We start from the raw sequence: 23,818 nt of genomic DNA, 5'->3' as shown, positions 1-23,818 counted from the left end.
AAGCCCATGCCGCACCGGCCGGCGGGCGATCTGGCCGGGAGGCAACCCTCCAGCAAAGGACCCTGCGATGACACCGGACGTTTCCAGTGGCTGCATCATCGGCGACGACGGATTGGCCCGGCCGCTCTGGGCGGCCGCAGACCCGCTCCTGCGCGACTATTACGACACCGAGTGGGGCCTCCCGGTCCGGGATGAACAGGGCCTCTATGAACGAATCTCCCTGGAAGCCTTCCAGGCCGGCCTGTCCTGGGCGACGATCCTGCGCAAGCGGCCGGCTTTTCGGACCGCCTTCGCCGACTTCCACCCCGAGACCGTGGCCGCCTTCACCGACGACGACGTAGAGCGGTTGCTGCAGGACGCCGGCATTGTGCGCAACCGGCTCAAGATCCGGGCCGCCATCACCAATGCCCGCGCCACCCTTGATCTCAGGGACGACGGCGGCCTGGTGGACTTCGTCTGGAGCTTCCAGCCGGACACCACCCCTGAACCCGCGGCCCTGTCCGAGATCCCCACAACTTCACCCGAGTCCGTTGACCTGTCCAAGGCGCTGCGCAGGCGGGGCTTTGTCTTTGTGGGGCCCACCACCATGTACGCCCTGATGGAAGCCATCGGGATGGTGGACACCCATCTGGTGGACTCCCACCGGCGTGGTACCTCAGGCGTGTGGCTTCGTTAGGCCGCGGCCCAGGGCCTCGGCTGGGTCCACAGCTGTGCACAACAAACCATAAGTTATCCACAGGTTGGGGAGAACCGGGCGCGCCGCCGCCGGCAGCAGGCGAGCTTCGGCGGGCGTCCTAGCCCGGATAATCAGCAAGGCTACTCCCGAGTGCCGGTGAGTTACAGGTCTGTAAGTTATTAACATTGTGGATTGCCTGTGGATAACCGAGGTTCTCGCCACCGCCGGTGAACTTGCCGGGTGACGACCCCCGGGATCCCCAGCGCCACTCCCCGGACCCGCAATCCCAAGGCCGCCCTCGCTCTATCCACTTAATAACAGTCGACTACCCACAACTTATCCACAGGTGGGGATAAACACGGGCCCGAGGCGACTCCGGAAGCTCCGGAGGCCCAGCAACGCGGACTTTCCGGCCCAAAGCTCAGAGCGTCAAGTTATTAACAATGTGAACAACCCTGTGAATAACCGGCCATAAATCAGATAAGACATGGCCGCAGGGCAGCCACCGTCGCCGCGGCTCGACCTGGATGGTCCCGCTGAGGCGTCCCTGAAGGGGCTTGTCGCGCCCCGGCGGGTCGCCAAGGCACCGGCGCCGTCCGGCCCGCGAGAGCTGCACGCGGCCGGCTGGAGCCGGCACCGCCCGGGCAGGGCCGGGCGGGGTTCCTCCTGGGGCGAAAGTTGTCCACTTAACCACAAGGCGGTGCCGGAATGTTATCCACAGGTGTGGAGGAAGGGATCATGAGCTCGCAAAGATTTCCCAGCTGTGGCGGCCAGAGCAGGCATCTGGACCTGAACTACAGGTATGTAAGTTACCAACAGTGTGGATAACCCCTGTGGAAAAGTTGCCGACAGAGACTCGTGAAAGTGACCAAGGGCGAGAACGAGCAGCGAGGCTCCAGGGCCGCGGGTTGGTAGCGGGTGCGGCAGATCCGGAAAAGCGCGCCGGTTGCGGACCAGCGCACCCCGGACCCGGGCCGCGTCAGTCCGGAAACGTAGCTAAAACCCGGAAACGCGGCGAGAAGCGGCAGCACGGCGGTGAGCGTGGTCGACGTCGGGAACCGTGGCAGGCAGCTGGCGTCCGGGCGGGCACGAGGCCGGGAGAGCGTTCACGGCGGCGACAGTGGCCGGCCGGTGCCGGGGGCTGGCAGCGGGTGCGGCAGATCCGGAAAAGCGCGGCGGTTCCGGACCAGCGCACCCCGGATCCGGGCCGCGTCCGTCCGGAAACGTAGCTAAAACCCGGGACCGCGGCGGAAAGCGGCGTGCAGGACCGCAGCGGGAACTAGGCCGGGAGGGCGGTGGCGGCGGCGTGCAGGGCGGTGGCCGCGACGAGCAGGCACAGGACCGCGGCCAGCCCGGCGGCCTGAAGAAGCCCTTGCCTCCGGCCCCGTGGCACGTAGGCGATCACCGCGGCACACAGCGCTCCGGTGACAAGGCCGCCCAGGTGGGCCTGCCAGGCGATCTGTGGAACCACAAAGCCGATGACGCCGTTGATGGCAATCAGGACCCAGAGCTGCCGCGTGTCCCCGCCGCGGTGGCGCTGGACCACCAGCATGGCGCCGAAGAGGCCAAAGATGGCACCCGAGGCGCCCACGACGCCGGTGAGGGACTGGCCCGGGACGTAGGCCGGGGTCAGCAGCAGGTAGCCGACGGAGCCGCCGATCGCGGAGAGAAGATAAAGCGCCAGGAAGCGGATGCGCCCCAGGAGGGGTTCCAGCGCCTGGCCGAACATCCACAGCATGTACATGTTCAGCACGATGTGCAGGATGAAGCCCTGGGAGTGAAGGAAGGCCGAGGTCAGCATCCGCCAGGGTTCGAAGGCACCGAAGGCAGGGTTGGCGTAGGCCGTGGCAAAGGCGAAGTCCTGGTAGATCCCGTCGTTGGGAACGAGCCATTGCAGCACATACACAAGGACACAGGCTGCGATCAGCCCGAAGGTGGCCAGCGGCCTCCCCAGCGCGGCGGCACCGCCGTAGACCGAACGGGCCGCCGGCGTCGTACGTTTGGTTTCGTTGACGCAGTCAACGCATTGGAACCCGACGGCGGCCGCCCGCTGGCAGTCGGGGCACGCAGGGCGCCCGCACCGCTGGCACCGCACGTAGGCGGGCCGGTCCGGGTGCCGGGGGCACACCGGGATCTGCGCGGACGGCTCTGCCGCCGGAATTCCGTAGCTCATGGCGTGGGTCTAGAGCTGTTCTACGTCGATGCTGTTGATGACGACGTCCTCAACCGGACGGTCACCCATGCCGGTGCGGACGCCTTCGATGGCGTCGACAACCTTCCTGGACTCGTCATCTGCGACTTCGCCGAAGATGCTGTGCTTGCCCTGGAGCCAGCCGGTCGGGATGGTGGTGATGAAGAACTGGGATCCGTTGGTGCCGCGGCCCATCTGGATGCCCGCATTGGCCATGGCCAGCTTGTAGGGCTCGTTGAAGGTCAGCTCCGGGTGGATCTCGTCGTCGAACTTGTAGCCCGGTCCGCCGGTGCCACGACCCAGCGGGTCGCCGGCCTGGATCATGAAGTCCTTGATGATGCGGTGGAAGATGGTGCCGTTGTACAGCGGCGTGCCGGTCTTGTCCTCCCCGGTCTCCGGGTGGGTCCAGGCCTGCTCACCGGTGGCCAGGCCGACGAAGTTCTTGACGGTCTTGGGCGCGTGGTTACCGAAGAGGTTGACGACGATGTCGCCCAGGCTCGTGTGAATGGTTGCTTTTGCGGTTGCGATGGCAGTCATGGCCCTATTCTTCCACGGCAGTGGTCCACGCACAGGGCCGCACAGTCAGTTCCGCGTTGGGTGAAATCCGGGCGAAATCGGGCCCAAGAATAGCCGGTGGAGTCCCGGCCACGTAGGCTAACTGCAGAACCGTCACATTAATCGGGAGGTAGTTGTGAAGAAATCGGATCGTATTGCCCGTGACCTGGAGCAGTCAGTCAGCACCGCAGTAGAAAACGCCAAGGACTGGGCAGCCCCGCGGGTTGAGGCGGCAGTCGACTGGGCCGTCCCGCGTCTGCAGCAGGGCCTGGACACCGCTTCTCCCAAGATCCAGGAGGGCCTCAAATCAGCGGCCCACAACCTGGCCGACGGTGTCGCCACGGTAACCCCCCGCCTTCAGGACGGGCTGGCACAGCTGGCACCGAAGATCCATGACGCCGTCGAGAGCGCCACTCCCCGGCTGCATGAGGCTTTGGACCGGGCCACCCCGGTCATCGCCAACGCACGGGACCGTGTGGTGGTTGAATACCTGCCCAAGCTGTCGGACCAGATCGGCCACGCCTCCGACGCCGTGCACCGCACCCTCGAAGGCACCCCGGCCCACGTCGACGCCGTTGCACAGCGGCTGGTTGACTCCGGTGTTGTCCACAGCATCCAGGAACAGGCGCAGTCCGCGGGCCAGCAGCTCAAGGCTGCGGCTGCCGAAGCAAGCCGCGTCGTCACCGGCGAGGTAGCGAAGCCGCAGAAGCCCAAGCACCGCGGATTCCTGATCTTCGGCGTCATCGCCGCGGCCGTCGCCGCCGGCGTCGCCGCGTGGAAGGCTTCCAAGCCGATTGAGGACCCGTGGAAGACGCCTTCCCCGGTCACGCCCTCGACCCCGGCCCCGGTACCGGCCACCACGGTCAGCGACGTCAAGGAAACCGTGAAGGAGAACGTCAGCGACGCCGCGGACACCGCTGCCGCAGCCACGGTGGCCGCAGCCGACAAGGCAGCCGATGCCTCGGCAGACGCAGCCGACGCAGCCAAGTCGGAGGACTCCAAGGTCGCCACCGACGCCAAGACCGCGGTGCGGAACATCGCCGCGAGCATGAACGGCGAGGACAAGGCCAAGTAGCTCACGGCCAGCCGGCGGACGAGCCGGCGGCCGAGCGCCACAACTCGAGAAGGGATCCCGCCACCGGCGGGGTCCCTTCTTTTGCTTTGCCATTGCCCGTACCTGAGGGCCCGTCAACAGGCCGCCGGAACGGCGCAGGTGCTAAATTTGGGGGGATGTCACCCGAAGATCTCTCCGTGGATGCCCCACACGATGCTGCGCCGCCGCCGGCCGTCTCCATCGTTATTCCGGCGTACAACGAGGAAAGCGTAATTCGGCAGTGCCTTATCGCCGCCGTCTACCAGTCGGTCCCCGCCCACGAGATCATCGTGGTCGACAACATGTCCAAGGACCGCACCGCGGAAATCGTCCAGCAGATGCAGCTGGAATACCCGGAAAGTCCGATCATCCTGCTCAGCCAGGACCGGGACCAGGGCCTCATACCCACCCGGAACTTCGGCCTGGACCACGCCACCGGCGATGTCCTGGGCCGGATCGATGCTGACTCGGTGCTGGAACCGGACTGGGTGGAGCAGGTGCAGGCGGCCTTCGCGGATCAGTCCGTGCACGCCGCTACCGGCCCGGTGGTGTACTACGACATGCCGATGCGCCGCTTCGGCCTCAAGGCCGACGACAAAATGCGCCAGCTGATGCTCAAGCTCGCGAAGCACCAGTACCACTTCCTCTTTGGCTCCAACATGGCCCTGCGACGTTCCGCGTGGGAGGCCATCCGGCTGGAGACCTGCCGGGATGAGAAGGACGAGATGCACGAGGACATCGACCTGTCCCTGCATCTGGCCGACCATGAGCTTCGCATCCAGTACTGGCCGCAAATGGTGTCCGGGATGTCGGCGCGCCGGCTGGAGGATTCGCCCCGGGACTACCGGTACTACGTCACGCGCTTCGACCGCACGTACAAGGCGCACAACGTCAAGAAAATGGCTCTGAAGGCCCCCATGGTGGTCTTCTTTTCGGTGTACTTTCCGGCGAAGCTGCTGCGCGCCATCCACACTGTCAACACGGCCCAGCCGGCCCGCCGCGGCGGCCAGTAAGGCCAATCGGGCCCGGGGCTCACCCCCGCCCCCCGCCGTCGTTGTCAGTCCGTTCCCAGCTCCGCCAGGCGGGCGGCGCTGCGCCGCACAGCGCGGGAGCGCCGCTGGCCCATCACGACGACGACGAGTCCCACCAGGATCATCCCCAGCCCGGCATAGGTTCCCGCCGGCAGGGTCTCGCCCAGGAATGCCGCCGCCAGCAAAGCTGCTCCGGGGATTTCCAGCAGGATGATCATCGACACCAGCAGTGGACTCATCGTGGCGAGCAGGTGGTTGAACGCTGTGTGCCCCACCAGTTGCGCGCACACGGTAATAGCTAGGATGCCCAGCCAGCCAGTCGCGTCGAAGCCGGCCAGCGGCTGCCGCGTGGCCAGCGCCAAGACGGCCACGACGGCGGCGCACATGCCGTAGCAGAGCGTGGTGTACACGCCGGTCCCCATGGTCTGGCGGGCCTTGCCGCCGGCCAGCGTGTAAATGCCGGCCAGCACGCCCCCGGCAACCGCCAGCAGGTCGCCAACCAGCGCCTGCGGGGAGCTACCCATGTCAAAGCCGGTAATGGCCACGACGCCGATAAATGCCAGTCCCAGCCCCGCCAGGACCTGCCAGCGGTGCCGGACCCCGCGGAAGAGCTGGAAGACGGCGATCCAGCCGGACTGCAGGCAGACCAGCGCCGTCGCGGCAGCCACCGAGGTCAACTGCAGCGACGTGATAAAGCAGGCGAAGTGCAGTGCCAGCGCGACTGCCGCGGCCAGGGACCAGCGGAATTCGCTAGCGGTGACACGGCCGAACTGGCGGGGCTGGCGCACCAGGACGGGCCCGGCCATCACGGCCGCTCCGATCGCGTTGCGCCAGAACGCGATGGCGAGGGCGCTGACCGAGGTGGCGCCCAGGGTGGCGGCGATCAAGGGGCCGGAGGAGGCGACGCCCAGCACGCCGAGGGCGGCGAGGAAGAAGTTCACGCTCCCACAGTAGTGTGCCGGCGCGGGCGTCCCGGTTCCGCCCCGGTCCTTTGCGGATCCCGGTCCAACGCAAAAGGTCCCGGCCAGCGTTTCCGCTGACCGGGACCTTTCTTATGGTGGAGGCACGGGGACTCGAACCCCGAACCCCCTGCTTGCAAAGCAGGTGCGCTACCAATTGCGCCATGCCCCCATAAGAAGCAACCCGTCAATCATACCCCGCTGGCGGAGGGCCGTTTCCAGCTTTCCTGCCGGGGTTCCGGGCTAATCAACCGTGTCGGTCGACTCGCTCCAGACTGCCTTCCGGGCTTCGGATTCCTGCACTTTCCTGTAGACCAGGACGCTTGCGATCGTGGCTGCAACAACCAGCAACTTCTTCACATGCACCCCGTTCCGGTCCAGTTTCACGTGGACCTTTACAAGAACCTGTACAGGTTCCGTGGGCGTACCAGGACTTGAACCTGGGACCTCTTCGTTATCAGCGAAGCGCTCTAACCGCCTGAGCTATACGCCCCGATGCCTCATCGGACCGAGATATGACTTTACAGCACATCCCGGCCCGATCTCAAATCGAGGCAATTCCCCGGTGAATATCCGGGAAAACTACGGGTTTTAGTCGTCCGTGAGCGTCACGCCGATGCCGCCCACGAGGGTGGCCGCAATGTTGTAGAGCACCGCGGAGAGCATCGAGAGTGCGGTCAGCAGCACCACGTTGATCACGGCGATGATGACCGCGAAGGAGGCGACCTGGCCGAGGGAGGCGACCTTCTTCAGCTCGAAGCCGCCGCTTTCGGAGCCGGCCAGGGTGCCGAGCAGGCCATCCACCTGGTCGAAGATGCCGGTCAGGTCCAGGACGGTCCACAACACGATCGCAGCAACGACGGTCACGATGCCGAGCGCCACCGAAAGGAGGAACGCCATCTTGAGCACCGACCAGGGATCCACCTTGCTGATCAGCAGGCGCGCTCGGCGGACCTTCGCCTTCGGTGCCGGCTTGACCAGGCCGGGCGCACCCTGTGCCGGGCGCTGGCCGGGAGCTTCCGGGCGCTGGCCGGGGACGGCGGGGCGCTGGCCCGCACCGGCCGGACGCGGGCCCGTGCCGGACGGGCGCTGACCGGAGCCGACGGCCCCCGGGCGCTGCTGCGGCCGCGACGGTGCGTTCACCCGCGGGGCAGCGGCCGGCTGCCGCATCCCGCCGGGACCGCTGCTCGACTTGGGATATGAGTCGGAATTACTCACGCGTTACCTCCGGTGTTGTCTTCGTCCAGCTCGGCACTGCCTGATGACTCATCTGACTCCGGGGCCGGTACTGATTCTGTCTCTGCGGACCCCTCGTGTGATCCGTTTTCTCCAGCCAACGTTACGTCATCCTGCTCGCTGGCCGGACTTTCAGCACCTTCTTCGAGGGCAGTTTCGTCGGTTTCCAGGCCGCGTTCGCTGTTCCGGGCCACCGCGATGATGCGGTCGTTCTTGTCCGGCTTGGCGAAAATCACGCCCATGGTGTCACGGCCCTTGGCAGGCACCCCGGTCACCGAGGAACGCACCACCTTGCCGCCTTCCATGACCACCAGGACTTCGTCCTCCTCGTTGACGATCAAGGCACCGACGAGGTGGCCGCGTTCCTCCTGGTACTTGCCGACCTTGATGCCAAGGCCGCCTCGGCCCTGGAGGCGGTACTCCTCCACCGCCGTCCGCTTAGCGAAGCCGCCTTCGGTGACGATGAAGACGAACGAGCCGTCCTGCACCACGTCGGCCGCCAGCAGTTCGTCGTCTTCCCGGAACTTCATGCCGGTCACACCGGACGTGGCACGGCCCATGGGACGCAGGGCCTCATCCGTGGCGGTGAAGCGAATGGACTGGCCCTTCCGGGACACCAGCATCAGGTCGTCCGTCTCGGATACCAGCTGCGCGGAGACGAGCTCGTCGCCGTCGCGCAGGTTGATGGCGATAACGCCGGCGGAGCGGTTGGTGTCGTAGTCCTCGAGCCGCGTCTTTTTGACCAGGCCGCGCTTGGTGGCGAGCACCAGGTACGGGGCGTGCTGGTAGTCGCGCAGATCCAGCACCTGGGCGATGTGTTCGTCCGGCTGGAAGGCCAGCAGGTTGGCCACGTGCTGGCCCTTGGCGTCGCGGGCCGCTTCGACCAGCTCATAGGCCTTGGCGCGGTAGACCCGGCCCAGGTTGGTGAAGAACAGCAGCCAGTGGTGGGTCGTGGTCACAAAGAAGTGTTCCACGACGTCGTCGCCGCGCAGCTGGGCGCCCTTGATGCCCTTGCCGCCGCGCTGCTGGGACCGGTAGTTGTCGCTGCGGGTGCGCTTGACGTAGCCGCCGCGGGTGATGGTGACGACCATTTCCTCTTCGGGGATCAGGTCCTCCATCGACATGTCGCCGTCGAAGCCCATCAGGACCTTGGTCTTGCGGTCGTCGCCGTGTTTGGCCACGATCTCGGCGAGTTCGGTGCTGATGATCTCGCGCTGGCGCTCCTCGGAGGCGAGGATCGCGTTGTACTCGGCGATCAGGGCCTCGAGTTCGGAATGGCGGTCCTGGATCTTCTGGCGCTCCAGGGCGGCGAGCCGGCGCAGCTGCATGTCCAGGATGGCCCGGGCCTGCAGTTCATCGATGTCCAGCAGCTCCATCAGCCCGTCGCGGGCCGCCTCGGTGGTGGTGGACGCACGGATCAGGGCGATGACCTCGTCGAGGGCGTCCAGCGCCTTGAGGAGGGCGCGCAGGATGTGCGCTTCCTCCTCGGCCTTGCGCAGGCGGTACCGGGTGCGGCGGGCGATGACGTCCATCTGGTGCGTGACCCAGTGCCGGATAAAGGCGTCAAGGCTGAGCGTGCGTGGCACACCGTCGACGATCGCCAGCATGTTGGCCGCGAAGTTGTCCTGCAGCTGGGTGTGCTTGTAGAGGTTGTTCAGCACCACCTTGGCGACGGCGTCGCGCTTGAGCACGATTACGAGGCGCTGGCCGGTGCGGCCCGAGGTTTCATCGCGGAGGTCGGCGATGCCGGAAATCTTGCCGTCCTTGACCAGCTCGGCGATCTTGATCGCCAGGTTGTCCGGGTTGGCCTGGTACGGGAGCTCGGTAACCACCAGGCAGGTGCGTCCCTGGAGTTCCTCGACGTTCACGACGGCGCGCATGGTGATCGAGCCGCGGCCGGTGCGGTACGCGTCCTCGATGCCCTTGTGGCCCAGGATGGTGGCGCCGGTCGGGAAGTCGGGGCCCTTGATCCGCTGGATCAGCTCTTCGAGCAGCTCTTCGCGGCTGGCGGTCGGGTTGGCCAGGTACCACTGCACCCCGTCGGCCACTTCCCGGAGGTTGTGCGGCGGAATGTTGGTTGCCATGCCGACGGCGATGCCGGAGGAACCGTTCACTAGGAGGTTCGGGAAACGCGCCGGCAGGATGGTGGGTTCCTGGTTCTTGCCGTCATAGTTGTCCTGGAAATCGACGGTTTCCTCGTCGATGTCCCGGACCATCTCCATGGCCAATGGGGCCATCTTGGTCTCGGTGTACCGGGGTGCCGCGGCGCCGTCGTTACCGGGGGAACCGAAGTTGCCCTGCCCCAGGGCCAACGGGTAGCGCATGGTCCAGTCCTGGATCAGGCGGACCAGGGCATCGTAGATCGCGGTGTCGCCGTGCGGGTGGTACTGGCCCATGACCTCGCCCACAACGCGGGCGCATTTGTTGAACGAACGGTCCGGGCGGTAGCCGCCGTCGAACATCGCGTAGAGCACGCGGCGGTGGACTGGCTTGAGTCCGTCGCGGACGTCCGGCAGTGCGCGGCCCACGATCACGGCCATGGCGTAGTCCAAGTAGGAGCGCTGCATCTCGGTCTGCAGGTCAACCTGTTCGACCCGGTCGGTCAGCACATCGGTGTCAAGAACGGTGCCTTCGAGTACGGATTCGGCGGGGACCTCGGGTGTTTCGTCACTCATAGTCTATATTTTCCGTTTCAGGTATATATCGGCTCAGGAATATGTAGCGGTACGTCCGCTAGATATCGAGGAACCGAACGTCCTTGGCGTTCTGCTGAATGAAGTTTCGGCGGGACTCGACGTCCTCGCCCATCAGGACGGAGAAGGTCTGGTCGGCCGCCAGGGCGTCGTCCATGGTGACCTGCAGGAGGGTGCGGTGCTCCGGATCCATGGTGGTGTCCCAGAGTTCCGTGTAGTCCATCTCGCCGAGGCCCTTGTAGCGCTGGATCCCGTTGTCCTTGGGGATCCGGCGGCCGGCCGCCTGGCCGGAGACCAGCTTCGCGTCGCGTTCCCGGTCGCTGTACACGTAGTCGTGCGGGGCGTTGGACCACTTGATCCGGTACAGCGGCGGCTGGGCGAGGTAGACGTAGCCGTTTTCAATCAGCGGGCGCATGTAGCGGAACAACAGCGTCATCAGCAGTGTCGTGATGTGCTGGCCGTCGACGTCGGCATCGGCCATCAAGACGATCTTGTGGTATCGAAGCTTGGCCAGGTCGAAGTCCTCGCCGATGCCGGTGCCGAAGGCCGTGATCATGGACTGGACTTCGGCGTTGCCGAGGGCCTTGTCCAGCCGGGCACGCTCGACGTTCAGGATCTTGCCGCGCAGCGGCAGGATGGCCTGGGTCTCGGGGTTGCGCCCGCGCTTGGCCGAACCGCCGGCCGAGTCACCTTCCACGATGTAGACCTCGCACTTCTGCGGATCCTTGGAGGAGCAGTCGGACAATTTACCGGGCATGCCGAAGGATTCCAGCGGGCTCTTGCGGCGGGCATTGTCGCGGGCCTTGCGCGCTGCCATGCGGGCCTGGGCCGCGGAGATGGCCTTGCGGATCACGTCGCGGGCGGGACCGGGGTTGCGTTCCAGCCAGTCGCCCAGCCCGTCGGTGACGACGCGCTGCACAAAGCCCTTCACCTCGGAGTTGCCGAGCTTGGTCTTGGTCTGGCCCTCGAACTGCGGCTCGGAGAGCTTGACCGAGATGACCGCGGTCAGGCCTTCCCGGATGTCGTCGCCGGTGAGGTTGTCGTCCTTTTCCTTGATGATGCTCTTCTCCCGCGCGTAGCGGTTGATCAGCGAGGTCATCGCGGCGCGGAAACCCTCTTCGTGGGTTCCGCCTTCGTGGGTGTTGATGGTGTTGGCGTAGGTGTGGACACTCTCGGAGTATGCGTTGGTCCACTGCATCGCCATTTCCAGGGCGATGTGCCGTTCGGTGTCCTCGGTTTCGAAGGCGATGACGTCCTCATGGACGACGTCGACCTTCTTGCCGGAGTTCAGGTGCTTCACGTAGTCCAGCAGGCCGTCGTCGTACTGGTACACCACGGTGTGGAATTCCGCAGGGACTTCGCCCTCGGTTTCGACGACGTCGAGGTCCAGGTCCCCGTCCTCGGCCGGCTCCTCGGCAGCGCGGCGCTCGTCGGTCAGGGTGATGCGCAGGCCCTTGTTCAGGAACGCCATCTGCTGGAACCGGGCACGCAGGGTTTCGAAATCGAAATCCGTGGTCTCGAAGATGCTGGCGTCCGGGTAGAACGTCTGGGTGGTTCCGGTGTCGGAGGTTTCCTCGCCCTTGACCAGGCTGCCCTGCGGCTTGCCGCCGTCGGCGAAGGACATCCGCCAGGCGTGGCCCTGACGGCGGACCTCGGTGTCCACGCGGCTGGAGAGCGCGTTAACCACCGAAATACCGACGCCGTGCAGGCCGCCGGACACCGCGTAGCCGCCGCCGCCGAACTTTCCGCCGGCGTGCAGGATGGTCATAACAACTTCCACCGTCGGCTTGTGCTCGGTGGGGTGCATGTCCACGGGGATGCCGCGGCCGTTGTCGACGACTTTGACACCGCCGTCGGCCTGCAGGACGATTTCGATGTGCGTACAGTAGCCGGCCAGCGCTTCGTCGACCGAGTTGTCCACGACCTCGTAGACCAGGTGGTGCAGGCCGCGGGGTCCGGTGGAGCCGATGTACATGCCGGGGCGTTTCCGGACAGCTTCCAGGCCCTCGAGCACCGTGATGTCGCTAGCGCCGTATTCACGGGGCTTCACCGTCTCCGCGGGGGTGTCCGCCGAAGCGCCTTCCGCCGCTGGGTCCGCTGCCGGAAAATCTGTATTGTCGTTAGCCACAGGCGCTTTCGACTCCTCTATGTTCGTTGAAGGCCGGCCGTCGCCGCCTCCGCAGAGGAACGGTTACCGCCAACAGGCACGTCACTGGTGGCCCCGGCTGCATCGTTTGCGCGAGCCTATTTCCGCACAAAAAAATGCGTCGGAAACGAACTCAGTCGACGTTTCACCGGCGCCCAGTTATCTACCACGATTCTACCGTGTTATAGGGTGATATCCCGCATTCCGGAGGCCTAAACGCAAGGCAAAATGCCGCTGGGAGGCCGTTGATTCCGCCTGCACGGCCCCCGGGGTGCTCCGGCTGGGTTCCTATACGCCTCCGGGGCGTTGGAGCGCCCTACACGGCGCTTGAGGATTTTTCAATAGTTTTGGAAGAAGTGCTTCATACCCCGCGGGCCAGCCCGACCCGGGTGGCTATCCGTAGGTGTCGCGCGGGCCCCGGCCGTTGACCGTCCGTGACCCCTTGCGCCAGCTTGGCGCAGCGGGACCGAGGACCTGGATGCTCGTGACCACGCCGTCACCCAGTTCCAGCCGGAATTTCTCCAGCAGGCTCAGACTGAGCAGGCGCAGCTGGGTGGCCCAGGCCGTCGAGTCGCAGCGGACGTGCAGGGTGGTGTCGGTGAAGCTCTCCGGTGTGCAGTGCGCGGAAATCTCCGGGCCCACCAGGGCGGGCCACTGTGCCATCACGGATCCGACCGCCACCGGCGAACTCCAACCCCGGTCGGCCACCAGCCGCCCCACCACTTTGCCAAGCCCCAGCGGGTCCCGTCCGGTGCCGTGGAACTGGGTGAAGCCGCGGGTACCAGCGCCGCGGGCGGGTTTCTGGCCGACGCTGCCCGGGCGCGGCGGCGCCTTGCGGCGGATTTCGCCGCGTGCCGCCGCGGCATCGCGCATCCGGTTCAGGGCAGCCTGGGCAGCGTCGATATCATCCGGGTCACGGCCCGGCTGCAGACCGCCGTCGGTGTCCTTATTCATCGATCGACCGGCTCATCGATTCCTCCCGGAATGACCTTCACCCGCCGTCCGGCGAGTTCCGCAGGGATGTCATCTTCGACGGCGGCGGTCACCAGGACCTGTTCCGCGCCGGATACTATTGCCGCCAGTTTACGCCGACGCTGGACGTCGAGCTCGGCAAAAACGTCGTCCAGGATCAGGATCGGGGCGGAGCCGCCGGTACGGGCATCATCCAGCATTACGTAATACGAGGCGAGCCGCAGGGACAGGCACATGGACCAGGTTTCGCCATGGGAGGCGTACCCCTTCGCGGGGGCCTGGCCCAGGACCAGCTCCAGTTCGTCGCGGTGCGGGCCCACCAGGGAAATTCCGCGTTCCAGCTCCCTGCGGCGGGATGCCGCAAAAGCCTGCACATAACGATCGGTGAGGTCCTCGACGCTCAACTGCCGCAGGTCCTCGGTCCCGGCAGCCGGCTCGCCGGCTGCGGTACCGCCTGCGGCGGCGGGCGCCTCGCCGTCGTCGTCAAACATTCCCTGCAGCGTGGAGCGATAGACCGCCCCGGCCGCCTTGGAGCCGTCGGTGAGCTGGGCGTAGGCGTTTCTGAGGTGGGGCTGCAGCCGCTCCACAAGTTCCAGCCGGGCATGCAGCAGTTCCGCGCCGGCCCGGGCCATGTGCTGGTCCCAGACATCGAGGGTCGCCTCATGGCCGGCAGTGAATTTGCCCGTCCGGCCGGATTTCAGCAACGCATTGCGCTGCTTGAGTACCCTGTCGTAGTCACTGCGGGTGGCCGCATGCCTCGGCATCAGGCTGACCAGCAGCTCATCCAGGAAGCGCCGGCGGTTGGACGGATCGCCCTTGACCAGGGCGAGGTCTTCGGGGGCGAAGAGCACCGTCTGGCAGATCCCCAGGATGTCCCTCGCACGGACCGGGTTGCTGCGGTTGATGCGGGCACGGTTGGCCCGGCCGCCGTTGATTTCGAGTTCCAGCACGGTGGGCTGGCCGGCGCGGACCAGTTTGGCCCGGATCATAGCCCGCTCGGTGCCGAACCGCAGCAGCGGTGCGTCGCTGCTGACCCGGTGTGAGCTGAGCGTGGCGAGATAGCCGATCGCTTCCATCAGGTTGGTCTTGCCGATGCCGTTGGAGCCCACCAGCACCGTGACGCCGGGTTCCAGACTGAGGTCCACCTGGGCGTAACTGCGGAAATCTGTCAGCGAAAGTTGTTCTAGGTACACGCCGGTTTCAGGATTCCAGGGGCTACTTGGCCGGCCGGGTGGCGTGTCCGCCGAACTGGTTGCGCAAAGCCGAAACCATCTTCATGGCCGGCGAGCTGTCCTCACGGGAGGAGAAGCGCGCAAACAGCGCCGCGGTGATGGCCGGGGCCGGGACCGCGTTGGCGATCGCTTCCTCCACGGTCCAGCGTCCCTCGCCGGAGTCCTCGACGTAGTCGTCAATGGACGCCAGCCCCGGATCCTCGTCCAGGGCCTTGACCATGAGATCCAGCAGCCAGGAGCGGACAACGGTGCCCTTCTGCCAGGCCCGGAACGTTCCCGGCAGGTCGGTCACAATGTCCTTCGCGGCGAGAAGTTCATAGCCTTCCGCGTAGGCCTGCATCAGACCGTATTCGATCCCGTTGTGCACCATCTTGGCGTAGTGTCCGGCGCCCACACCGCCGACGTGCACGAAGCTGTCCGCGCGGTCACCTTCCGGTCGGAGCGCGTCGAAGACCGGGAGGGCGCGTTCGATGTCGGCGGAATCGCCGCCGGCCATCAGTCCGTAGCCGTTCTGAAGGCCCCAGACGCCTCCGGAGACACCGCAGTCGAGGAAACGAATGCCCTTTTCGGCCAGCGCAGCCGCGTGCTTTTGGTCCTCGGTGAAGCGGGAGTTGCCACCGTCCACCACCAGGTCGCCGGCGTCGAGCTTGTTGCCAAGGTCGGTGATGACGGCGTCGGTGATCTCGCCGGCCGGGACCATGACCCAGATCAGGCGGGGCGCCGGCAGAGCGGCGATCAGTTCGTCGACGCTCGCGACGTCGGTGATGTCCGGGTTGCGGTCGAATCCGGTGACCTGGATTCCGCCGTTGCGCAGCCTTTCGCGCATGTTGAAACCCATTTTTCCAAGGCCGATTAGTCCGATGTGCACTTAGGTGAACTCTCTTTTCTGCGCTGGGTGTCGGTCGTCGTTTTGGAGCCCAGAAAGACAACAGCCTGGGCCCACGCCGCCAGGGTTCCCTGGCCGTGGAGCCGATGGGGTCTTGCGAGGCGAGGGGGCGGTGGGACTAGTTGGGGAGGCGGACGGGCATGACCAAGTAACGGTAGTCGTCCTGGTCTTCGCCGTCGGCGTCCTGCTGGGCGGTGATCATCGCCGGCTTGGGCGCCGTGGTGAAGGAGAACCGCACGAACTTTGTCTCGATGACGCTCAGGCCCTCGATCAGGTAGTGCGGGTTGAAGGCCACGGTGATGTCCTCGCCGGTCAGCTGGGCTTCGAGCTCCTCCGAAGCCTGGGCGTCCTCACCGGTTCCGGCGTCGAGGTGCAGCTGGCCCTGGGTGAAGGCGAGGCGCACCGGGGTGTTGCGCTCGGCCACAAGCGAGACGCGGCGGACGGCTTCGACCAGTTCCTGGGTCTGCACGGTGGCGTGGATCGGCGTGGAATCCGGGAACAGCGAGCGGATCTTCGGGTAGTCCCCATCGACCAGGAGCGACGTCGTGGTGCGGCCGCCGCTTTCGAAACCGATCAGTCGGCTGTCGTCATCGGCGAGGGCGAGGTTGATGTCGCCGCTGCCGCCGAGGGTCTTGGCGACCTCGTTGAGGGTTTTGGCTTTCACCAGCGCGCTTGTGGAGATGCCGGGGGTTGCCGGCTTCCACGGTACCTCGCGCATGGCGAGGCGGTAGCGGTCGGTGGCCAGCAGGGTGATGAGATCGTCCTCGATCTCCATCCGGACACCCGTCAGGATGGGCAGCGTGTCGTCCTTGCTGGCCGCGATGATCACTTGGGACACGGCCTGGGCGAAGGAGTCGCCCGGAACGGTGCCGCTGATCGGGGGCAATGCGGGCAGCGGCGGGTATTCAGCCTCGGGCATGGTGGCCAGGTGGAAGCTGCTTCGGCGGCAAGTCAGGGTCACCTTGTTGCCATCGGTTTCGATCTCCACCGGGGCCGAGGGCAGACTGCGGCAAATGTCGGCGAGCAGGCGGCCGGAAACCAGGATGGTGCCTTCGGTGGTGATGTCCGCAGGAATTTCCAGGCGGGCCGAAGTCTCGTAGTCAAAGCTCGAGAGGCTGACGGTGCCGGCTTCTGCCTTGAGGAGCAGGCCGGAAAGCACTGGAACAGGCGGCCGCGGAGACAACGACCGGGCGGTCCAGGTCACGGCTTCGGCCAGGACGTCCCGCTCGACTCTGAACTTCACGGAAGGGTGCCGCCTTTCATTGCTGCTGACAAAAGCTAAAACTCACAGGGCCATGGCGGTGCCGGACGCAGTGCCGGTTCCGCCAAAAAGGTAAGTGCATTCATCCCGGGTGTCCTGGCCACCGGTCCCCGGCGCCGGGGACGGAATCACAAAACATGTCCGGGGCGGACGCACTGCAGACAGCTTAGCCCCAAGATCCGAGTTCTCCCATCCCCGGGTTACACCTGTGTGGTTCCGGACGGGGGTCCGGCGCCTCGGTTCAGCAGGGTCCGGGGTGGCCGGTGGTGGGTCGGCAAGAAACTGTTGTTTGAGGGAATTTCATTTTCTTGGGATTAGTAGTGTTAATAACTGCTGTGGAAACTGTGGATAACTCGGTCTGGCCGTGCCGTTCCGGGGTTAAGCCCTGTTCATGGACTGTGGGTTGAGCAGGTTTTAAACAGGGTGTGGATGGGGACAACATTTTTGGCCGGTTCGCCGATCCACAGGCGCCTTAAGGGTTTTAAGCCCATTAACCGCGGTTGTCCCCTTAACTATCCACAGGGTTGTCCACAGCCCCCTGTTAATAAGGTAAGAGTGCGCCGGCAGCGATGCTTAGGAATTGCGCTGCTGCTGTTTGATCCGGTTGGTCAGCTCGGTGACCTGGTTGTAGATCACACGGCGTTCGGCCATCAGTTCACGGATCTTCCGGTCGGCGTGGATCACCGTGGTGTGGTCGCGGCCGCCGAGTTCCTGGCCAATCTTGGGCAATGACATGTCGGTGAGCTCCCGGCACAGGTACATTGCGATCTGCCTGGCCGTGACCAGGGTCCGGGTGCGGGACTTGCTGCAGAGTTCTTCCATGGTGAGCTTGAAGTAATCGGCGGTCTGGGTCAGGATCTGCGCTGAGGTGATTTCCTGGGCGCCGTCGTCCGTGATCAGGTCCTTGAGCACCATCTCGGCCAGTGCCACGTCCACCGGTTGCCGGTTCAGGCTCGCGAACGCCGTGACGCGGATGAGCGCGCCCTCCAGTTCACGGATGTTGCTGGAGATTTTCGATGCGATGTACTCCAGGGCATCGTCCGGGGCGGACAGACCCTCGCTCAGCGCCTTCTTGCGGAGGATCGCGATGCGGGTTTCCAGTTCCGGCGGCTGGATGTCGGTGAGCAGGCCCCACTCGAAGCGGGACTTCATCCGGTCCTCGAAGCCGGCGAGCAGCTTGGGCGGCTGGTCGGAGGTGATGACCACCTGCTTGTTGTTGTTGTGCAGCGCGTTGAAGGTGTGGAAGAACTCCTCCAGCGTCCGGTCCTTGCCGGCCAGGAACTGGATGTCATCGATCAGCAGGACGTCCACGTTGCGGTAAGTGGTCTTGAAGCTGGTGCCTTCATCGTCGCGGATCGAGTTGATGAAGTCGTTGGTGAATTCCTCGGAGTTCACGTAGCGGACCCGGATGCCGCTGTAGAGGCGGCGTGCGTAATGGCCGATCGCGTGCAGCAGGTGGGTTTTGCCCAGCCCGGAGTCCCCGTAGATGAAGAGCGGGTTGTACGCCTTGGCGGGCGCTTCGGCGACGGCGACGGCGGCGGCGTGCGCAAAGCGGTTGGAGGAACCGATTACGAAGGTGTCGAAGACATACTTTGGGTTGAGCCGGCCAAATTCATGGGACGTGCTCGGCAGCATCGGCTGCGGCTTCAGCTCCACCAAGGGATCGGCAACCAGGGAAAGTTCGGCGGTGGGTTCCGGCTCGACGTGAAGCGGCACCAGGTCGGTGTCGACGTCGATCGCGCAGCGGATCTCATCGGAGAAGACGTCCCGCAGGGCGTCGTCGAGGGCTTCCTTGACCTGCGTCTGGAGCACCTCCCGGGTGAGTTCATTGGGGACGGCGACCAGCAGGGTGGAGCCGATGAGGCCCTGGGCCTGGGCGAGGATTACGAAGCCACGCTGCCGGGGTGTGACCCGGTGGTCGTTCTCGAGAAGGCTGACCACCCGCCGCCAGGAACTTCCGACGGTGTTCGCGTGGTTGGCTTCGTCTACCGTCATCAATCAGTTCCTCAAACCTTGCTTGCCTGCGTTACCTGCAGCCACAAGACCGAACCAGACTGCTGGCCCCGGCATAATCCACAGGGTTGTGCACAGTCCGTGGATAATCGGCTACTGGGACACTCTAGGGGATCAAAAGCCTAGAAGATAGCTGGGATCAGCCCTGTGGATAATTACACGGGTGTGGTTCCAAATCGGGGCGCGTGACGCACTTCATCCACAGGCAGGCGGCGCGGTTAACCACAGCTGGGGACAAGCGGCGGGCCAGCGTCCGGTTTGACTCCGGGGGCGTTTTTCCCCTAACGTTGTGAAGTCCTTTGTGTCCGCTTTTCGCCTCATTTGAATCTCTCCCCGACGCCTGCGTCTTGCGAGTCGAGGGAGGCGGCACATACAAAACTTAGCGTCGGCCAGTTCTTCCCCTTTTTTGATCGGGTGGGCGCACCTTTGATCCACTGGAGTAACTAACGTGAGCAAGCGGACTTTTCAGCCGAATAACCGCCGTCGAGCCAAGAAGCACGGCTTCCGCCTTCGTATGCGTACCCGTGCCGGCCGTGCCATCCTGGCAGCCCGTCGTGGCAAGGGCCGCACCGAGCTGTCGGCCTAAATAACTGACTCGTCGGTCACCATCCCTATGCGAGTTGAACGGTGCTAGCCACCCGGAACCGTCTGAGGACCCCTACCGATTTTTCAACAACTGTACGTTCCGGCGTCCGCAATGGACGCCGGAACTTAGTGTTATATGCGGCAGCTCTCGCTGCCGATGAACCAAGCCGGATCGGTTTCATCGTTTCCAAGAGTGTTGGGAACGCTGTTGTCAGGAACCTCGTTAAGAGGAGACTAAGAGAAGCCGGCGCCTTGTCGCTGCAGAAATATCCCAGCGGGTTCGCTATCGTAGTCCGGGCACTGCCCGCCTCGGCAGCTGCCGGCTGGGATGATCTGTTGGGTGACTATGACGCTGCTTTGGAGACAACCATGAAACGGTTGGGCAGCCGCCTTCCACAGGCCGCTTCTACAGTTTCTTACGAGACAACACAGGAAGGGACCCCGCGTGCGTAACTCAACTGCCGCCGTCGTCCCTGTTCCTGGATCCCGCCTTAAAGCCGCCGCAGCCTGGCTGGGCCGGGCGATCTGGAATCTGCCCCGCAACCTCCTGATCGTATTGCTGGTGGCCTACCGCAAAGTGGTGTCCCCGCTGTATGGACAGGTCTGCCGCTTTTTCCCCAGCTGCTCGGCGTACGCGCTGGAGGCGGTGACGGTGCACGGCGCCGTCAAGGGCAGCTGGCTCGCGGCCCGGCGCCTCGCGCGCTGCCACCCATGGAATTCCGGCGGTGTGGACCATGTCCCCGCCGGGCACCGGGAGTGGCCCGACGGCCACACCCCCAGAATTGTTGTACTGAACAACCCGGACAAGTACCTGGCTGCTCGGTCTGATGGAGAAGGCCGCTCGGCGGCCTGACGAATAGGGATATCGTATGGACTTCTTTGAAACAATCATGTTTCCGTTCAAGTGGCTGGTTTCCATCATTATGGTGGGCTTCCACGATGGACTGAGCGCCATCGGCCTCCCGGCCGCCAACGGCTGGACGTGGACGCTGTCCATCATCGGGCTGGTGCTGGTCATCCGTGCCGCCCTGATCCCCGTGTTCGTCAAGCAGATCAAGGCCCAGCGCGGCATGCAGCTGCTGCAGCCGGATCTGAAGAAGCTTCAGGACAAGTACAAGGGCAAGACCGACCAGCTCTCCCGCCAGGCCATGGCGCAGGAACAGATGGCCATGTACAAGAAGCACGGCACCAACCCCTTCTCGGCGTGCTTGCCGATGCTGATCCAGATGCCGTTCTTCTTTGCCCTCTTCCAGGTGCTCTCGGGTATCAGTAACGCCAAGACCACCGGTAAGGGCATCGGCGCCCTGAGCCACGACCAGGTGGTTCAGTTCGACGAGTCCAGCATCTTCGGCGCCCCGCTGTCGGCGTCCCTGCTCCACGGCGGTGGCGGCAACCAGGTGGCGGTCTGGATACTGTCGATCGTGATGATCCTGGCTATGACGGCCTCGCAGTTCATCACCCAGAAGCAGATCATGGCCAAAAACATGTCCGAAGAGGCCATGGCGAGCCCGTTCATGAAGCAGCAGAAGATGATGCTGTACATCCTGCCGCTCGTCTTCGGTATCGGCGGAATCAACTTCCCCATCGGTGTCCTGATCTACTGGACCACCACGAACCTTTGGACCATGGGCCAGCAGTTCTTTGTCATCCGCCGGATGCCGACGCCGGGATCCCCGGCCGCGAAGGCCCTCGCCGAGCGCCGTGCCGCCAAGGGAATGCCGTCCCTGCCCCTGATGGGCGCCAAGAAGGCCGACGCCGAGGCTGAAGCGGCTGCCGCGGCGGCGGCCGCCGTCGCCGCCGCGAAGAGCCAGCGCGTCCAGCCCCAGCGCAAGAACAGGAAGAGGAAGTAATGTCTGCCGAGAGCACCGAACACGCTATTTCCGCCGAGACGCCCGTCGACGACGACTTGCAGGACAGTGTCCAGGAGGACGGCGTCGGCGAGGCCGGGTCCGACTCCGAGGATGCCGGTGCGGGCTCCGCGAAGGGTACGTCGGCGAGCCGGCTGGAGGAAGAGGGCGACGTCGCCGCGGACTACCTCGAGGAATTGCTCGACATCGCCGACATCGACGGTGACATCGACATCGAGGTGCGCAACGGCCGCACCTACATCTCCATCGTTGCCGAGGAGGAGGGCTCCGGCCTGGAGAACCTCGTGGGCCGCGACGGCGAGGTACTCGAAGCCCTCCAGGAGCTGACCCGCCTCGCGGTGCTCTCCGCCACGGAGAACCGCTCCCGCCTGGTCCTGGACATCAACGGCTACCGGGCAGACCGGGCCGGTGACCTGCAACAGATCGCCGAAGACGCGATCGCCTCGGTCAAGGAGACCGGCGCGGCGGTGGCGCTGGCCCCCATGAGCGCCTACGAACGCAAGATTGTGCACGACGCCGTGGCCGATCTCGGGTTTGTCAGCGAATCCGAAGGCGAAGGCGCCGACCGCCACATTGTTGTCTCCGCAGACTGATTCGCAGGGTAGCTTGATGGTGGAGATTAACGCGGCCGAATTGAAGGCCGCAGAGGCTATTTTTGGTGACCGGCTGGAGCTGGCGAAGCGTTACGTTGAGCATCTGGCCACCTCCGGCACGGAACGGGGCCTGATCGGCCCCCGCGAAGTGCCGCGTCTGTGGAGCCGGCATGTGCTTAACTGCGCAGTCATTGAACGTGAGATTGCCCCGGGAAGCCACGTCGCCGACGTCGGCAGCGGGGCCGGTCTCCCAGGACTTTGCCTCGCCATCGCGCGGCCAGACCTGGAACTGACCCTGATTGAACCGCTTGAGCGTCGGGTGATCTGGCTGCAGGAAGTGGTCGATGACCTCGGCCTGGAGAACGTCACAGTGATGCGGACCCGTGCGGAACTGGCCGTGGGCCAAGTAACTGCCGATGTTGTCACCGCGCGGGCCGTTTCCGCCCTTTCCAACCTGGCAGGACTGACCATTCCGCTGCTTGGCGGCAAGGGCGAAGTTGTCGCGATCAAGGGGCGCAGCGCCGGCGAGGAGATTGAGAAAGCCGCCAAGGTGATCCGAAAGTTGGGCGGCGTCGAGACCTCTGTGGTTGTGGTCGGTGAGGACCTCCTCGAGGAACCCACAACAGTCGTCCGAATCGTTGTGAACAAGCCTCGAAAGATTGCGTAGCACCAGCCCGGTGCCCTCGGTCTTCCAGGGTAAGAGGTTAGGCTAGTAACCGGCAGTAAAAGCCGAATGAGAGCGAGAGTGTCAAGTGAGCAGTAGCGAAGCCTCCACACAACGGATTCCGCCGTTTGTGTCCCTGGGGTCCGCACGGGCCTTTTCCGCGCCCGCCCTCACTCACAGCATTTCCGCTAAGCAAACCGGATCGGTTGCAGCAGCCCCAGCGGTTGCCAGCGTTTCACGTGAAACCTCAAGCTCGTCGGTAGCCAACGTCCTGGACTCCATTGACGACTCCAGCCCGATCGCGCGCGAACTGGCACACGAAAACAAGCGCCGGGAACGCCTGCTCGGCCGTGAATTGCCGAAGCCGGAGAGGACCCGCATCTTCACCGTCTCGAACCAAAAGGGCGGGGTGGGTAAGACAACCACCACGGTCAACATTGCCGCGGCCCTCGCTGCCGCCGGCCTCAACGTGCTGGTGATCGACATCGATCCGCAGGGCAACGCCTCAACCGCACTGGGTATAGAACACCACGCCGACGTCGACAGCATCTACGACGTCCTCATCAATGACGTGCCGCTGCAGGACGTTGTGGCGCCTTGCCCGGATATCGCCAAGCTGATCTGCGCCCCGGCCACGATCCACCTGGCCGGTGCCGAGATCGAGCTGGTCAGCCTGGTTGCCCGTGAGCAGCGGCTCCGGCGCGCCATCGACGTCTACGCCAAGGAACGCGCCAAGAACGGTGAGGAACGGCTTGATTACATCTTCATCGACTGCCCGCCGAGCCTGGGACTCCTGACGGTCAACGCATTCTGCGCGGCCAGTGAGGTCCTGATCCCGATCCAGTGCGAATATTATGCACTCGAAGGGCTGAGCCAGCTGCTCAAGAACATCGAAATGATCCAGAAGCACCTCAATGCCGACCTGGTGGTTTCAACCATCCTGCTGACGATGTACGACGGTCGAACCAACCTCGCCGCCCAGGTGGCCGCAGAGGTTCGTGAACACTTCCCGGAGCAGGTCCTCGGAGCTGTGGTTCCTCGCTCGGTGCGCATTTCGGAGGCGCCGAGCTACCAGCAGACCGTGATGACCTACGACCCTTCCTCCAGCGGCGCTCTTTCCTATTTGGAAGCCGCAGCGGAAATTGCTGAACGTTAGAATCTTCT

At 64.8% G+C, this 23,818-nt stretch carries 22 protein-coding genes and 2 tRNA genes; 10 read left to right on the top strand and 14 right to left on the bottom strand.

Features of this window, described 5'->3' with window-relative positions; translation table 11 throughout:
• Positions 1-67: 67 nt before the first annotated feature.
• Entirely contained in the window at positions 68-676 is a 609-nt protein-coding gene (locus AC1MED_RS00885) for a DNA-3-methyladenine glycosylase I (protein WP_479784943.1), read from the top strand.
• Positions 677-1,955: 1,279 nt separating this feature from the next.
• Here the strand turns inward: AC1MED_RS00885 and AC1MED_RS00880 are convergent.
• Together AC1MED_RS00880 and AC1MED_RS00875 are read right to left on the bottom strand one after the other, a co-directional pair.
• Entirely contained in the window at positions 1,956-2,849 is an 894-nt protein-coding gene (locus tag AC1MED_RS00880) for a rhomboid family intramembrane serine protease (RefSeq protein ID WP_479784941.1), read from the bottom strand.
• Positions 2,850-2,858: 9 nt separating this feature from the next.
• Positions 2,859-3,404, bottom strand: coding sequence for a peptidylprolyl isomerase (locus tag AC1MED_RS00875; RefSeq protein ID WP_346958735.1), 546 nt, complete (start codon positions 3,402-3,404; stop codon positions 2,859-2,861).
• Between the two features lie 154 nt (positions 3,405-3,558).
• Here AC1MED_RS00875 and AC1MED_RS00870 point away from each other — a divergent pair, with 154 nt between their 5' ends.
• Positions 3,559-4,497 (top strand): hypothetical protein, encoded by a 939-nt coding sequence (locus AC1MED_RS00870; RefSeq protein WP_346958736.1) that lies wholly within the window; start codon positions 3,559-3,561, stop codon positions 4,495-4,497.
• Between the two features lie 155 nt (positions 4,498-4,652).
• Positions 4,653-5,528 carry a glycosyltransferase family 2 protein gene (locus AC1MED_RS00865; protein WP_479784940.1) on the top strand — a complete coding sequence of 292 codons (876 nt, stop codon included), beginning with the start codon at positions 4,653-4,655 and terminating at the stop codon, positions 5,526-5,528.
• A 44-nt stretch (positions 5,529-5,572) separates the two neighbouring features.
• On the opposite strand, the gene AC1MED_RS00860 is transcribed toward AC1MED_RS00865, so the two are convergent.
• From AC1MED_RS00860 to dnaA, 12 genes are all read right to left on the bottom strand, one after another.
• Positions 5,573-6,487, bottom strand: coding sequence for a DMT family transporter (locus AC1MED_RS00860; RefSeq protein WP_479784938.1), 915 nt, complete (start codon positions 6,485-6,487; stop codon positions 5,573-5,575).
• Between the two features lie 114 nt (positions 6,488-6,601).
• Positions 6,602-6,677: transfer RNA gene (locus tag AC1MED_RS00855), tRNA-Ala, on the bottom strand.
• Positions 6,678-6,748: 71 nt separating this feature from the next.
• Positions 6,749-6,865, bottom strand: coding sequence for a DLW-39 family protein (locus tag AC1MED_RS00850; protein ID WP_346958923.1), 117 nt, complete (start codon positions 6,863-6,865; stop codon positions 6,749-6,751).
• A 59-nt stretch (positions 6,866-6,924) separates the two neighbouring features.
• Positions 6,925-6,998 (bottom strand) — tRNA-Ile (locus AC1MED_RS00845).
• Positions 6,999-7,096: 98 nt separating this feature from the next.
• The gene (locus AC1MED_RS00840; RefSeq protein WP_346958739.1) at positions 7,097-7,723 is read right to left on the bottom strand and encodes a DUF3566 domain-containing protein; all 627 of its coding nucleotides are present in this window, start codon (positions 7,721-7,723) and stop codon (positions 7,097-7,099) included.
• Positions 7,720-10,416: a DNA gyrase subunit A gene (gyrA, locus tag AC1MED_RS00835; protein ID WP_479784935.1), complete on the bottom strand. Its 2,697-nt coding sequence runs from the start codon at positions 10,414-10,416 to the stop codon at positions 7,720-7,722. Before gyrA ends, AC1MED_RS00840 begins: the two co-directional genes overlap by 4 nt.
• Before the next feature lie 58 nt (positions 10,417-10,474).
• Complete coding sequence (gyrB, locus tag AC1MED_RS00830) at positions 10,475-12,562, bottom strand: DNA topoisomerase (ATP-hydrolyzing) subunit B (RefSeq protein ID WP_479784933.1); 2,088 nt, start codon at positions 12,560-12,562, stop codon at positions 10,475-10,477.
• Between the two features lie 411 nt (positions 12,563-12,973).
• Complete coding sequence (locus tag AC1MED_RS00825; protein WP_479784931.1) at positions 12,974-13,534, bottom strand: DciA family protein; 561 nt, start codon at positions 13,532-13,534, stop codon at positions 12,974-12,976.
• The gene (gene recF, locus AC1MED_RS00820) at positions 13,531-14,745 is read right to left on the bottom strand and encodes a DNA replication/repair protein RecF (protein ID WP_479784929.1); all 1,215 of its coding nucleotides are present in this window, start codon (positions 14,743-14,745) and stop codon (positions 13,531-13,533) included. Before recF ends, AC1MED_RS00825 begins: the two co-directional genes overlap by 4 nt.
• 22 nt (positions 14,746-14,767) lie before the next feature.
• Positions 14,768-15,652: a phosphogluconate dehydrogenase (NAD(+)-dependent, decarboxylating) gene (gene gnd / locus AC1MED_RS00815; protein ID WP_346958744.1), complete on the bottom strand. Its 885-nt coding sequence runs from the start codon at positions 15,650-15,652 to the stop codon at positions 14,768-14,770.
• 136 nt (positions 15,653-15,788) lie between these two features.
• Entirely contained in the window at positions 15,789-16,913 is a 1,125-nt protein-coding gene (gene dnaN, locus AC1MED_RS00810; RefSeq protein ID WP_175323034.1) for a DNA polymerase III subunit beta, read from the bottom strand.
• Positions 16,914-17,504: 591 nt separating this feature from the next.
• Positions 17,505-18,926, bottom strand: coding sequence for a chromosomal replication initiator protein DnaA (gene dnaA / locus AC1MED_RS00805; protein WP_346958746.1), 1,422 nt, complete (start codon positions 18,924-18,926; stop codon positions 17,505-17,507).
• Between the two features lie 466 nt (positions 18,927-19,392).
• Between dnaA and rpmH the strand changes: the two genes are divergently transcribed.
• The 7 genes from rpmH (at position 19,393) to AC1MED_RS00770 (ending at position 23,810) form a co-directional block, all read left to right on the top strand.
• A complete protein-coding gene (rpmH, locus tag AC1MED_RS00800; RefSeq protein WP_003800212.1) occupies positions 19,393-19,530 on the top strand; it encodes a 50S ribosomal protein L34 in 138 nt (45 codons plus the stop codon).
• Between the two features lie 41 nt (positions 19,531-19,571).
• Positions 19,572-19,982: a ribonuclease P protein component gene (rnpA, locus tag AC1MED_RS00795; protein ID WP_346958747.1), complete on the top strand. Its 411-nt coding sequence runs from the start codon at positions 19,572-19,574 to the stop codon at positions 19,980-19,982.
• Positions 19,975-20,382, top strand: a complete 408-nt coding sequence (gene yidD, locus AC1MED_RS00790) for a membrane protein insertion efficiency factor YidD (RefSeq protein ID WP_479784926.1) — start codon at positions 19,975-19,977, stop codon at positions 20,380-20,382. The genes rnpA and yidD overlap by 8 nt, the downstream gene beginning before the upstream one ends.
• Positions 20,383-20,398: 16 nt before the next feature.
• Positions 20,399-21,379 (top strand): membrane protein insertase YidC, encoded by a 981-nt coding sequence (yidC, locus tag AC1MED_RS00785; RefSeq protein ID WP_479784924.1) that lies wholly within the window; start codon positions 20,399-20,401, stop codon positions 21,377-21,379.
• On the top strand, positions 21,379-21,990 hold the full coding sequence (locus AC1MED_RS00780; RefSeq protein ID WP_479784922.1) for a Jag family protein: 612 nt from the start codon (positions 21,379-21,381) through the stop codon (positions 21,988-21,990). Before yidC ends, AC1MED_RS00780 begins: the two co-directional genes overlap by 1 nt.
• A gap of 16 nt (positions 21,991-22,006) precedes the next feature.
• The gene (rsmG, locus tag AC1MED_RS00775) at positions 22,007-22,657 is read left to right on the top strand and encodes a 16S rRNA (guanine(527)-N(7))-methyltransferase RsmG (RefSeq protein WP_479784920.1); all 651 of its coding nucleotides are present in this window, start codon (positions 22,007-22,009) and stop codon (positions 22,655-22,657) included.
• Between the two features lie 85 nt (positions 22,658-22,742).
• Positions 22,743-23,810, top strand: coding sequence for a ParA family protein (locus tag AC1MED_RS00770; RefSeq protein ID WP_479784918.1), 1,068 nt, complete (start codon positions 22,743-22,745; stop codon positions 23,808-23,810).
• Positions 23,811-23,818: the final 8 nt, after the last annotated feature.

This window comes from Arthrobacter sp. BI5, assembly GCF_056680065.1.
This window is presented reverse-complemented; position numbering and strand designations above follow the sequence as displayed.

Bases quoted from the DNA above. Each gene is read 5' to 3' on its own strand.
- AC1MED_RS00885 (WP_479784943.1), top strand. From the start codon at position 68: ATGACACCGGACGTTTCCAGTGGCTGCATCATCGGCGACGACGGATTG.
- AC1MED_RS00880 (WP_479784941.1), bottom strand. From the start codon at position 2,849: ATGAGCTACGGAATTCCGGCGGCAGAGCCGTCCGCGCAGATCCCGGTG.
- AC1MED_RS00875 (WP_346958735.1), bottom strand. From the start codon at position 3,404: ATGACTGCCATCGCAACCGCAAAAGCAACCATTCACACGAGCCTGGGC.
- AC1MED_RS00865 (WP_479784940.1), top strand. From the start codon at position 4,653: ATGTCACCCGAAGATCTCTCCGTGGATGCCCCACACGATGCTGCGCCG.
- gyrA (WP_479784935.1), bottom strand. From the start codon at position 10,416: ATGAGTGACGAAACACCCGAGGTCCCCGCCGAATCCGTACTCGAAGGC.
- AC1MED_RS00825 (WP_479784931.1), bottom strand. From the start codon at position 13,534: ATGAATAAGGACACCGACGGCGGTCTGCAGCCGGGCCGTGACCCGGAT.
- dnaA (WP_346958746.1), bottom strand. From the start codon at position 18,926: ATGACGGTAGACGAAGCCAACCACGCGAACACCGTCGGAAGTTCCTGG.
- yidC (WP_479784924.1), top strand. From the start codon at position 20,399: ATGGACTTCTTTGAAACAATCATGTTTCCGTTCAAGTGGCTGGTTTCC.
- AC1MED_RS00780 (WP_479784922.1), top strand. From the start codon at position 21,379: ATGTCTGCCGAGAGCACCGAACACGCTATTTCCGCCGAGACGCCCGTC.
- rsmG (WP_479784920.1), top strand. From the start codon at position 22,007: ATGGTGGAGATTAACGCGGCCGAATTGAAGGCCGCAGAGGCTATTTTT.